This is a genomic window from Nocardia sp. No.11, from assembly GCF_038752175.1.
Taxonomy (GTDB): domain Bacteria; phylum Actinomycetota; class Actinomycetes; order Mycobacteriales; family Mycobacteriaceae; genus Nocardia; species Nocardia canadensis.
In genome coordinates this window covers 15,417-28,042 of the sequence record NZ_JBCGFB010000019.1, presented here as the reverse complement: position 1 = coordinate 28,042, position 12,626 = coordinate 15,417, and the positions used below count along the sequence as shown (strand labels likewise).

Annotated in this window: 2 protein-coding genes; both read left to right on the top strand. The window is 73.4% G+C overall.

Going from position 1 to position 12,626, the window contains the following annotated elements; all coding sequences use genetic code 11:
• Positions 1–6: 6 nt before the first annotated feature.
• Positions 7–9,528 (top strand): amino acid adenylation domain-containing protein, encoded by a 9,522-nt coding sequence (locus V8688_RS08855; protein ID WP_342800585.1) that lies wholly within the window; start codon positions 7–9, stop codon positions 9,526–9,528.
• Complete coding sequence (locus tag V8688_RS08850; RefSeq protein ID WP_342800584.1) at positions 9,528–12,626, top strand: AMP-binding protein; 3,099 nt, start codon at positions 9,528–9,530, stop codon at positions 12,624–12,626. Before V8688_RS08855 ends, V8688_RS08850 begins: the two co-directional genes overlap by 1 nt.

Here is a 12,626-nt window from a genome sequence, read left to right as displayed (position 1 = left end):
GTGTGGATGCAGGACGCCTACCGGCTCACCGCGGCCGACACGGTCCTGCAGAAGACCCCGGCGACGTTCGACGTGTCGGTGTGGGAGTTCTTCTGGCCCTTGCAGATCGGCGCCCGCCTGGTGCTCGCCCGGCCCGACGGGCATCGCGACCCGGCGTACCTGGCCGAGCTGATCGAGGCCGAGTCGGTCACCGTCGCCCACTTCGTGCCGTCGATGCTGTCGGTCTTCGTCGCGGCCCTCGACTCGGCACCGGCGGGTGCGCGGCGGTGCGCCTCGCTGCGCATGGTGTTCGCCTCCGGCGAGGCCCTGCCGCCCGCGCCCGCGCACCGGTTGCACGCCCTGACCGGCGCCACGGTGCACAACCTCTACGGTCCTACCGAAGCCGCCGTCGACGTCACCTTCCACGAGGTGACCGCCGCCGATGTCGTCTCGGTGCCGATCGGCGAGCCCGTCCACAACACGCGCGTCTACGTCCTCGACAGCAGGCTGCGACCGGTGCCGGTCGGCGTCCCCGGCGAGCTGTACCTGGCCGGCGCTCAACTGGCGCGGGGCTACGCGGGCCGGGTCGACCTGACCGCCGACCGTTTCGTCGCCGACCCGTTCGCCACGGGCGAGCGCATGTACCGCACCGGTGACCTGGTCGCCTGGACCGCGGTGTGCGAGAACGACGCGGCCGAGGGCCGTGCGTGGTCCCATTCCGCTACCGGTTCCGACCGCGTCGTGCGTGGCGAGCTGGAGTACCTGGGCCGCACCGACTTCCAGGTGAAGCTGCGTGGTCTGCGGATCGAGCTCGGCGAGATCGAGGCCGCGCTGCGCGCTCTGACCGAGGTCGGACAGGCGGCGGTCGTCGTCCGCGACGAGCTGCTGGTGGCCTATCTCGTGCCGGCCGCCGAGCTCGACGTCGACGGGGTGCGCGCGGCGCTGACCCGCACGCTCCCGGCCTACATGGTCCCGGCGGCCTTCGTCGAGCTGGCCGAGTTCCCGCTCAACGCCTCCGGCAAACTCGACCGCAAGGCGCTGCCCGCGCCGGTGTTCGAGGCCGCGGTCTTCCGCGCCCCGGTCACCGAGGTGGAGCAGATCGTGGCGGCCACCTTCGCCGCGGTACTCGGCTTCCCTGCCGACCGGGAAGTCGGCTTGGACGACGACTTCTTCGCCCTCGGCGGGAACTCGCTCAACGCCACTCAGGTGGCGGCCCGCCTCGGCGCCGCGCTCGACACCCAGGTCCCGGTGCGACTGCTCTTCGACGCGCCGACCGTGCTCGAGCTGGCCGCCCGCTGCGCCGCGCTGCGCGGCACCGGCAGGCGCGTCGAGCTCACCACTCGTGAACGGCCGCGGCGTATTCCGCTCTCCGCCGCGCAGCGCCGGATGTGGTTCCTCAACCGCTACCTGGCCGACGCCGACGGCTCCGGCGACGCCGTGAACAACATCCCGGTCGCTCTGCGGCTGACCGGCGAGCTCGATATCGTCGCGCTCGAAGCGGCCCTCGCCGATGTGATCGATCGGCACGAAACCCTGCGCACCAGCTACCCGGACGGCCCCGACGGCGCCGAACAACTGGTCGCCGACGCCGCGCATCTCACGCTGCGCGCCGAGCCGATCGGCGCGGGCGAGCTGCCCGCGCGCCTGCTGTCCTGCGCGGCGGTGCGATTCGACCTCACCACCGAGATCCCGCTGCGCGCCACGCTGTTCGCGGTCGCCGAGGAGCACGTGCTCGTGCTGGTGGTGCACCACATCGCCGCCGACGGCTTCTCCCTCGGGCCGCTGGCCGCCGACCTGATGACCGCCTACGCCGCCCGCCGCGACGGCACCGCCCCCGACTGGGCGCCGCTGCCGGTCCAGTACGCGGACTACGCGCTCTGGCAGGACGAGAACCTCGGCGACGCGAGCGATCCCGACTCGCTCGCGCACGCGCAACTGGCGTTCTGGCGGCGCGGCCTGGCCGGTCTGCCCGAGCAGCTCGAGCTGCCGACCGACCGGCAGCGTCCGGCCGAATCCAGCTTCCGTGGCGGGGTGCACCGCTTCCAGATCGACTCCGATCTGCACAGCGAACTGCGCGAGCTGGCCCGCAAGCACGAGGCCACCCTGTTCAGCACCGTGCACGCCGCGCTGGCCGTGCTGCTGGCCCGCCTCTCCGGCGGTAGCGACATCGCCATCGGCACCCCGGTCGCCGGGCGCGGTGAGGCCGCCCTGGACGGGCTGATCGGCATGTTCGTCAACACCCTGGTGCTGCGCAGCCAGATCGACCCGCGCGCGGAGTTCGAGTCCACCCTCGACGCCGTCCGCGCCGGTGACCTCGACGCCCTCTCCCACGCGGACATCCCGTTCGAGCAGGTCGTCGACGCCGTCGACCCGGCGCGGGCGCGCAACCGCCACCCGCTGTTCCAGGTGGCGCTGGTCCTGCAGAACTTCACCGTGCCCGCGCTGACCGCGGCCGGGCTGCGCGTCGCACCGATCGACTTCGACGCCGCCGTGGCGAAGTTCGACCTGCAGTTCACCGTCACCGAATCCGGTGATGTCGACGGCCGCGCCGACGGCATGGCCATCGAGATCGCCTACGCCACCGACCTGTTCGACGCGGGCAGCATCGCCGTGCTGGCGCGCCGGTTCACCCAGGTGCTGGCCGCGGTGGTCGCCGATCCGACCGTGGTCGTCGGGGACATCCAGCTGCTCAGCGCCGAGGAGCAGCAGCGCATGCTGCACGACTGGGCCACCACCGGCGACGCGGTCGCCACCGGCGCCGAGACCATGCTCGATCGGTTCGCCGCCGTCGCGGCGCGGCACCCGCACGCCGTCGCGGTGAAGGCCGAGGGCGCCACGCTCACCTACGGCGAGCTCGACGCCTGGTCCAACCGGCTGGCGCGGCGTCTCGTCGGCGCCGGCGTCGGCCCGGAAACCCTGGTGGCCGTGGCCCTTCCACGGTCGGTGGAACTGGCCGTCGCGCTGCTGGCGGTGCTCAAGGCGGGTGGCGGCTACCTGCCGATCGACCCCAACTACCCGGCCGACCGCATCGAGTACGTCCTCGACGACGCCCGCCCGCTGTGCGCGATCGCGAACGCGGACACCGGGCTGGCCCGCGACTGGTTCGGCGGACCGGTGATCGACCCCGCCGCCGAGAACCTCACCGGCTTCGCGGCCACGCCGCTGACGGCGGCGGACCGGCGCGCGCCACTGGTGCCCGCGAACACCGCGTACGTCATCTACACCTCCGGCTCCACCGGCCGCCCCAAGGGCGTGGTGATCCCGCACGCGAACGTGCTCGCGCTGCTGGACAACAGCGAGCGCCACTTCGGCTTCGGCCCGTCGGACGTGTGGACGATGTTCCACTCCTACGCCTTCGACTTCTCGGTGTGGGAGCTGTGGGGCGCGCTGCTGACCGGCGGCTCGATCGTGCTGGTCGACTACTTCACCTCGCGCTCGCCCGAGCAGTTCCGGGAGCTGCTGCTGGCCGAGCGGGTCACCGTGCTCAACCAGACGCCGTCGGCGTTCTACCAGCTCGTCGCCGCCGATCTGGCCGTCGCGCCCGGCGACTACGCCCTGCGCACGGTGATCTTCGGTGGTGAGGCGCTGGAACCGCAGCGGCTGGCCGGTTGGTTCGCTCGCTACCCGCGCTCGCCGCGGCTGGTGAACATGTACGGCATCACCGAGACCACGGTGCACGCCTCCTACCGGGAGATCACCCCGGAGACCGGTTCGGCCAGCGTCATCGGCGGTGCCCTCGCGGGACTGACCGTGCGCGTGCTGGATTCGCGCCTGCGGCCGGTGCCGGTCGGCGTGCCCGGCGAGATCTACGTCTCCGGAGCGCAATTGGCGCGCGGCTACCTGTCCAGGCCCGACCTGACCGCGAGCCGGTTCGTCGCCGACGCCTACGGCGCTCCCGGCAGCCTCGCCTACCGCTCGGGCGACCTGGCCCGCTGGACCGCCGACGGCGAGCTGGAGTACCTGGGCCGGGCCGATCAGCAGGTCAACCTGCGTGGGTTCCGGGTCGAGCTCGGTGAGATCGAGGCCGCGCTGCTCGCCAGCTCGGTCGCGCCGCGCGAGGTCGCGGTGCTGGTGCGCACCGACCTGGTCGACGAGCCGCGCATCGTGGCCTACCTGGTCGCCGGGCCGGAGACCGGCCGGGTGGACGCGGCCGCCATCCGCCAGGAACTGGCCCGCACGCTGCCCGAACACATGCTCCCGGCGGCGGTCGTCGCGGTCGAGCGGATTCCGCTGACCGTCAACGGCAAGCTGGACCGGGCCGCGTTGCCCGCGCCGGTCTTCGAGACCACCGTCTACCGCAAGCCGGCCACGGTCACCGAGGAGATCATCGCCGCGGTGTACGCCGAGGTGCTCGGCCGCACCCGCGCCGACGATCAGCCGGTCGGCGCCGACGACGACTTCTTCGCCCTCGGCGGCAGCTCGCTGCTCGCCGCCAAGGCGGTCGCCCGGATCGGCTCCGCGCTGGATCGCCGGGTCGGCGTGCGCGCGCTGTTCGAGACGCCGCGCGTCGGCGAACTGGCCGCGGCGGTGGATGCCCAGGCGAAGGTCGACCGGCCCGCCCTGGTCGGCCGGGCCCGCCCCGAGCAGCTGCCGCTCTCGCCTGCCCAGCAGCGGATGTGGTTCCTCAACCGCTTCGATCGCGCCTCGGTGGCGTACAACATCCCGTTCGCGCTGCGGCTGTCCGGTGACCTCGATGTCGCCGCGCTGCGCGCGGCGGTGGCCGACCTGGTCGCCCGCCACGAATCGCTGCGCACGGTGTACCCGGAGGTCGACGGCGCGCCGGTGCAGTCGATCACCCCCGCCGCGCGGGCGATTCCGGAACTCGACCCGATCGTGGTGACCGAGGCCGACCTGCCCGGCGCGATCGCCGACCTGGCCGCTACCACCTTCGACGTCACCGCCGAGATCCCGGTGCGGCTGCGGCTGTTCCAGGTGGGCGCCGCCGCGTCCGCCGCGTCCGCCGGACCGGCCTCGGGTGAATTCGTGCTCGCCGCCGTCCTGCACCACATCGCGGCCGACGGTTCCTCGATCGCGCCGTTCGTCGCCGACCTGATGCGCGCCTACACCGCGCGCCTGGCCGACACCGCGCCCTGCTGGGCGCCGCCTGCGGTGCAGTTCGCCGACTACGCGCTGTGGCAGCGGGAACTGCTCGGCGACGAGGCCGACCCGGAGTCGGTCGCGGCCCAGCAGGTCGGCTACTGGCGTACCCAGCTGGCCGGACTGCCCGACCAGCTGACCCTGCCGACCGACCGGCCCCGCCCGGCCCGGCAGAGCCTGCGCGGCGACAAGGTGAGCTTCACCGTCGACGCCGACCTGCACGCCGCCCTGGTCGCCCTCGGCCGGGGGAACGGCGCCACGCTGTTCATGGTGGTGCACGCGGCCTTCGCCGCCCTGCTGGCCCGGCTCTCCGGGACCGCCGACATCGCCGTCGGCACCCCGAACGCGGGCCGTGGCGAGGCCGAACTCGACGAGGTCATCGGCATGTTCGTCAACACGCTGGTGCTGCGCACCCCGGTCGCGGGCGACGCGCCGTTCACCGACCTGCTCGCCGCCGCCCGTGCCGCCGACATCGCCGCGTTCTCGCACGCCGACGTCCCGTTCGAGCGCCTGGTCGAGGTGCTCAACCCGGCCCGCTCCACCGCCCGGCACCCGCTGTTCCAGGTCGGCTACTCGTTCCAGAACCATGAGCGCGGACAGCTCGAGCTGCCCGGCCTGACCGTCTCGGACCTCGAATTCGATTCCGGCGTGGCCCAATTCGACCTGCACCTGTTCGCCCTCGACCACTACACGGCCGACGGCGCGCCCGCGGGCATCGAGATGGCGCTCGGCTACGCGAGCGACCTGTTCGACGCGGGCACGGCCGAGCGGTTCGCCACCCAGCTGCGCCGCATCCTCGAATCCGTCACCGTCGCACCGGACACCGTGGTCGGCGACCTCGACCTGCTCGGCGCCGACCGCGGCCTGCTGCTCGACACCTGGAATGCCACCGCGCATCCGGTGGCGGCGGTCACCTTGGCCGAGCTCGGCGCGCGCCAGGCGGCCGCCACCCCCGGCGCGCCTGCCCTGGTCGACGCCGAGACCGGCACCTCGCTGGACTACGCGGCCTTCGACGCCAGGGTCAACCGGATCGCCCGGCTGCTGATCGCCGAGGGCGTCGGCCCGGAGCGCACGGTGGTGCTGGCCATGCGGCGCGGGCTCGACCTCGTGATCGCCATGCACGCCGTGGTGCGGGCGGGTGGCGCGTACGTGCCGATCGACCCCGATCATCCGGTCGACCGGATCGCCTACATCGTGGCGACCGCCGCGCCGCTGTGCGTGCTCACCACGGCCGCCGACGGCCTGCCGGTCGCCGTGGACGTGCCCGTCTTCGAGCTGGATCACCAAGCGCTGGAAGAGCTTTCCGACGCACCGGTGGATGATGCCGAGCGCATCGCCCCCCTGCGTCCCGCCCATCCCGCCTACCTCATCTTCACCTCCGGCTCGACCGGTCAGCCCAAGGGCGTCGCCGTGCCGCACGCGGCGATCGTCAACCAGCTGGCCTGGCTGCACGACCGCTTCGCCATGACCGGCGCGGACCGGGTGCTGCTCAAGACGCCTGCCACCTTCGACCTGTCGGTCTGGGAGTTCTGGTCACCGCTGACCTGCGGCGGCGCGCTGATCGTCACCCGGCCCGGCGACGAACGCGATCCGGATCGCCTGCGCGACACCATGACCCGCTACGGCGTCACCGTGCTGCACGCGGTGCCGTCACTGGTCGGCATGCTGCTGGCCGCCGAGGCCACACCCGCGCTGCCGGAGTCGCTGCGCGCGGTCCTGGCCATCGGCGAGGCGCTGCCCGCCGCCACGGCCGCCCAGTTCCTGGCCTGCGGCACCGGCGCACGTCTGCACAACCTGTACGGGCCGACCGAGGCGGCGGTGTCCATCACCGAATACGCGGTGGCCCGGGACCTCTCGCATGTCGTGCCGATCGGGACGCCCGCCTGGAACAGCGCGCTCTACGTGCTCGACGCCCGGCTGCGCCCCGTTCCCGTCGGGGTCGCGGGCGAGCTGTACCTGGCCGGTGACCAACTCGCCCGCGGCTACCACGGCCGCCGGGCGCTGACCGCCGACCGTTTCGTCGCCAACCCCTTCGCTCCGCCGGCCGCCGAAACAGCTGCCCGTGGCGTGCCGACCCAGGCCGGAGCCGCCGGGGGTGCCCGGATGTACCGCACCGGTGACATCGTCCGGTGGCGCGCGGACGGCACCCTCGAGTACCTCGAGCGCGCCGACTTCCAGGTGAAGATCGGTGGCTTCCGGATCGAGCTCGGCGAGGTCGAGACCGCGCTGCTGCGGTGCGCCGGCGTGCGCGCGGCGGTGGCCGTCGCCAGGACCGACGAACGGGCCGGGGCGCGGTTGATCGCCTACGCCGCGGTCGCCGACCTCACCCCCGGCGACGAGCAGGCCGTGGCGGCCGAACTGCGCGGCGAGCTCGCCGCCGAACTGCCCGCCTACATGGTGCCCGCGGCCCTGGTCGTGCTGGAGTCTTTGCCGCTCAACGCCAATGGCAAGGTCGACCGGTCCCGACTGCCGGAGCCGGAGTTCGGTGAGGCGGTCTTCCGCGCGCCGGTCACCGCGACCGAGCAACTGGTCGCGCGGACCTTCGCCGAGGTGATCGGCTGCGCGAGCGCCGGCCTGGACGACGACTTCTTCGCCCTCGGCGGCAACTCGCTGATGGCGACCAGGCTGGCCGCCCGGCTCGGCGCCGCGCTCGGCGCCCAGGTGCCGGTGGCCGAGGTGTTCGACGCCCCGACCGTGGCCGCGCTGGCCGAGCGGCTCGGCGGCCTGGATCGCTCGGCCGCCCGTCCGCCGCTGACCCGGCGCGCCGGCGACGGACCCGCCGTGCTCTCGCCCGCGCAGCAACGCATGTGGGTCCTGCACCAGCTGGCGCCGCAGTCGGCGGCCTATCACATCCCGGCCGCCATCCGGCTCACCGGCCGGCTCGACCTGCCCGCCCTGCAATCGGCGGTCGGCGACCTGCTGTCGCGGCACGACACCCTGCGCACCCGCTACCCCGACACGGCGGCGGGTCCGGTCCAGCAGGTGATGCCCGCCTGGTCGGCCGCGGTCGAACTGACCCCGATCCCGGTCGCCGCCGAGGACGTCGAGGCCCGGATCACCGCCCTGGTGGCCCAGCCGTTCGACATCACCGCCGCGCCGCCGGTGCGGGTGGCGCTCTACGGTCTCGGCCCGGACGATCACGTGCTCGTCGTCGTGGTGCATCACATCAGCGCCGACGGCTACTCGATAGCTCCGCTCACCCGGGATCTGGTGCGCGCCTATGTCGATCGCAGCGAAGGCCGCGCGCCCGGCTGGGCACCACTGGAGATCCAGTACGGCGATTTCAGCGCCTGGCAGCACGAGCTGCTCGGCACCGAAGCCGACCCGGACAGCGTGCTCACCCAGCAGCTGACCTACTGGACCAGGGAACTGTCCGGCGCGCCCGAACTGCTCGCCCTGCCCACCGACCGCCCCCGCGCCACCCGGCGCGAGATGCGCGGCGCGGCAGAGCGGTTCGAGATCGACGCGGCACTGACCCGGCGCCTCGACGAGATCGCCCGCGAGCACGGCACGACGCTGTTCACGCTGGTGCACAGCGCGCTGGCGGTGCTGCTGGCCAAGCAGTCCGGCAGCGCCGACATCACCATCGGCGCCCCGGTGGCCGGTCGCGGTGCCCGCGAACTCGACGATCTGGTCGGCATGTTCGTCAACACCGTCGTGCTGCGCACCGAGGTCGACTCGCGGGCGCCGTTCACCGAGCTGCTGGCCCAGGCCAGGCGGCGCGACCTCGCCGCCCTCGCCCACGCCGACGTGCCGTTCGAGCAGGTCGTCGATACCCTGGGCCGGACCCGTTCGGGCGCCTACACCCCGCTGTTCCAGGTGATGCTCACCTTCCAGAACATGCCGCCCGGTGGCATCGAACTGCCCGGCCTGCACGTGCGGATCCTGGACCCCGGGCTCGGCGAGGCCAAGTTCGACCTGCACCTGACCGCCCTGCAGCGCTACGACGCGGCCGGTGCGCTCGACGGGCTCGACGTGCACTTCGGCTACGCCACCGACCTTTTCGACGCTTCGACCGTCCGGATACTGGCCGAGCGGTTCCGCAAGGTCCTCGCGGCCGTCGCGGCCGACCCGGCCGTACCCGTGCGGGCGATCGACGTGCGCACCGACGCGGAGAAGACCCCGCGTCCGCGTACCTACACCATTGCCGATCTGCCGGGCCTCGTCGGCTCGGCGGCCCGGCTCGCGCCGGCGACCGTGGCATTCGCCCACGGCGAGCACGCCATCTCGTTCGAAGCGCTCGACGCCAAGCTCACCGCGGTGCGCAAGGCGATGGGCGCCGCGATGAAACCCGAAGCGCTGGTGAACGTCGCGCTGGCCGGGCTGGTGCCCGGCGTGCTCGCCGCACTCGGCGCGTCCGGACTCACCACCACTTTGCAAACACTGGTGACCGATGCCGCCGCGGTGATCGCCGGGTCGGGGTCGGCTGACGACTCGGAAGGACAACTCTGATGTCGCACACGGATTCGGTCACGGCGGCTGTCTCGCTCGACGCGCTGCTGCGTGACCAGGCGGACGAGCGCAGGCGTGATCCCGCCACGTTGCTCGCCGCCTTCACCACCCAGATCCGCCAGGATCCCGACGCCGTCGCGGTGCGTGACGGCGTGACCGAGCTCAGCTACGGCGAGCTCGGCGCACGGGTGGACGCGCTGGCGGTCTGCCTGGCCGCCCGCGGTGTCGGGCCGGAGACCACGGTCGCGGTGTCGTTGCCGCGATCGGTCGACCTGGTCGTCGCGGTGCACGCGGTGATCGCCGCGGGCGGCGCGTTCGTCCTGCTCGACCCCGACGCCCCCGCCGACGTGCGGCAGCGCACGGTCGCCCTCGCCGCGCCCGTGCTGGTGATCACCGCGCCGCAGGTGCCCCACCCGACCGGTGTCCCGGTCCTGGGCATCGACGCCGAACCCACCGTCGATCTCGTCGCCGACGACCTACCCGGTCCGGGTGCGGACAACCCGGCCTACCTGGTCGTCGACGTAGCGGGCGCGAGCGCGGTCGTCGTCGGACACCGGGCCGCACAAGCGAATTCGGTCTGGCGGCAGCGGCTGTGCGGTCTCGGCGCCGGCGACGCGGTGCTCTGGCACGCGCCGCTGGGCACGCAGGCCACGGTGGGGGAGCTGCTGCTGGCCCTGCAGACCGGCGCCACCCTGGTGCTCCCGACCAGCGACTCCCTGGCGCGTTCGATCGCCGACACCGGCGCCACCGCGGCGTGCTTCGACCCCGACCAGCTCGCCGCGCTGGCCGCGCTGCCCGACGCCGAGGCACGCCTCGACTCGCTGCGGATCGTCCTGAGCTGCGGCGCGCCACTGCCCGCCAAGACCGCGGCCGCCCTGCGCGCGGTGAGCGGCGCGACGCTGTGGCACGTCTACGGCAGGCCGGAGACCGCGGGCGAGGTCGTCGCGCACGAGGTGACCGGCGCCGACCTCGAATCGGTCCCGCTCGGCTCGGCCGCCGACGACGTCGAGCTGCTGATCCTCGACGAGCACCTGTGCCCGGTGCCCGACGGTGAAGTCGGCGAACTCTATGTCTCCGGTGTGCAATTGGCGCGCGGCTACCTCGGCAGGCAGGCCACCGCCGCCACCTTCCTGGCCAACCCGATCGGCCCGGTCGACGACCGCATGTTCGCCACCGGCGACCTCGTGCGGCGCAGGCCGCCCGGCGACGGCTGGACGGCCGAACTCGAATTCGTCGGCCGCGTCGACGCCGAGGAGGTGAGCACGGCGCCGCAGGGCGGACTGCCCGGGGAACTGCTGCTCGACGAGTTCGAAGCGCAGGCCGCCGCCACCCCTTTCGACCCCGCGGTCGTGCACGCCCCGAGCACGGGCGGCGCGGCCTCGATCATCACCTACGGTGACCTGGACCGGCGCACCAACCAGCTGGCCCGGCACTTGACCGCGCTCGGCATCGGCCCGGAATCGGCGGTGCTGGTGGATGTCCCGCGCTCGGTCGAGCTGGTGGTGGCGATGTACGCCGTGCTCAAGGCGGGCGGTGCCGTGGTGCCCGTCGACACCGCGACCAGTCCCGCCGTGCTGCCGCCGGTCGCGAGTCCCGCGCTGGTGCTGACCGTGCGCTCGCGCGATCACGGTGCGGTGTACGACATTCCGGCCGTCGTCATCGACGACGTGCCGCTCGCCGACTACTCCGACGAGCCGATCGCCCGCGCCGAGCGCCGGACCCCCGTACTGCCGGAGCACCCGGCGTTCGTGCTGTACCCGCCGGGGGCTACGCAGGGCATCACCATCAGCCACATCGCGGCCGTGCACCGGTTGACCGGCATGCAGGGCAGGCACGGCTTCACCGGTCGTGACGTCTACCTGCATCAGGCCGCCATCGGCGAGGTGACCGAGTGGCACGGCTACGTGCTGCCGTTGCGGGTCGGCGCCACCGTCGTCCTCACCGAACCGCCCGATCCGGTGCGGTTAGCGCGTCTGGTCGCCGACTACGGCGTCACCGCCGCCGATTTCACCCCGCCGCGGCTGGCCGCGTTCACCGACCACGTCCACCGCGCCGGCCTGCGCGCGCAGATCGGCTCGCTGCGCAGCGTCGTCGTCCTCGGCGCGCCGCTCAGCGCGGCGCAGGTGCGGGCTTTCGGCGCGGTGACCAGCGCCCGGCTGCACCACGATTACGGCAGGGCCGAGGCCACCGTCACCCTCACCTATCCCGCCGCGCCCGGCGCGGACACCCCCGAACCGCAGGCCGTGCGGGTGCGGGAATGGAACCGCCGGGTCTACGTGCTCGACGCGCGGCTGCGCCCGGCCAGCCCCGGTGTGGCCGGCGAGCTGTACCTGTCCGGCGCGCAACTGGCCCGCGGCTATCGCGACGATCCGCGCGGCACCTCGGACCGGTTCGTCGCCAACCCGTTCGGCATCCCTGGGGAGCGGATGTTCCGCACCGGGGAGCTGGCGCGCTGGGAGATCGACGGCACCAGCGCCGCGCTCGTTCGTCTCGGCACCGCGGGCGCGGCGACCGTGGGCGCGCTGGAATCGCTGCTCGGGCGCGGGGCGAGCATGCGGGCCAGGATCGGCGCCGGGATCGGCGCGCGGATCACCGAACTCTCGCGCAGACACGCGGTTCCGCCGTTCGCGGTGGTCCGGGCCGCGATGACGGTGCTGCTGGCCTGGCAGGCGGGCACGGCCGTCGCGGGCGCGACCACCCTGTCCGAGATCCTGTGCGCCGAACCCGATCCCGTGGTGTCCTCGGCCACCGCGGCGACCAGTGAGTCGTGCGCGCTGTCCGGGCCGCTCGGCGCGGTGACGCTGAGCTATCTCGACACCGGCGCCGAGGCGTTCGGCGTTCCCGGCCTCGAACTCACCGCCCTGCGTTTCGACGGATCGACGGTGGCCGACGGCGTGCACTTCATCGTCTCCACGCACGCCGACCCCGACGGCAATCTCGGCCTCGAACTGGAATACAGCACAGACCGTTTCGACGATCACGCCGCGGCTGCCCTGCTGCGCCGCTTCTCCCGCGCCCTGGGGCTGCTCACCGGCGACCCCGATGCCCCGAGCGACTCGTTCGACCTGCGCACCCCCGCCGAGCGCGCCGCGAGCTGA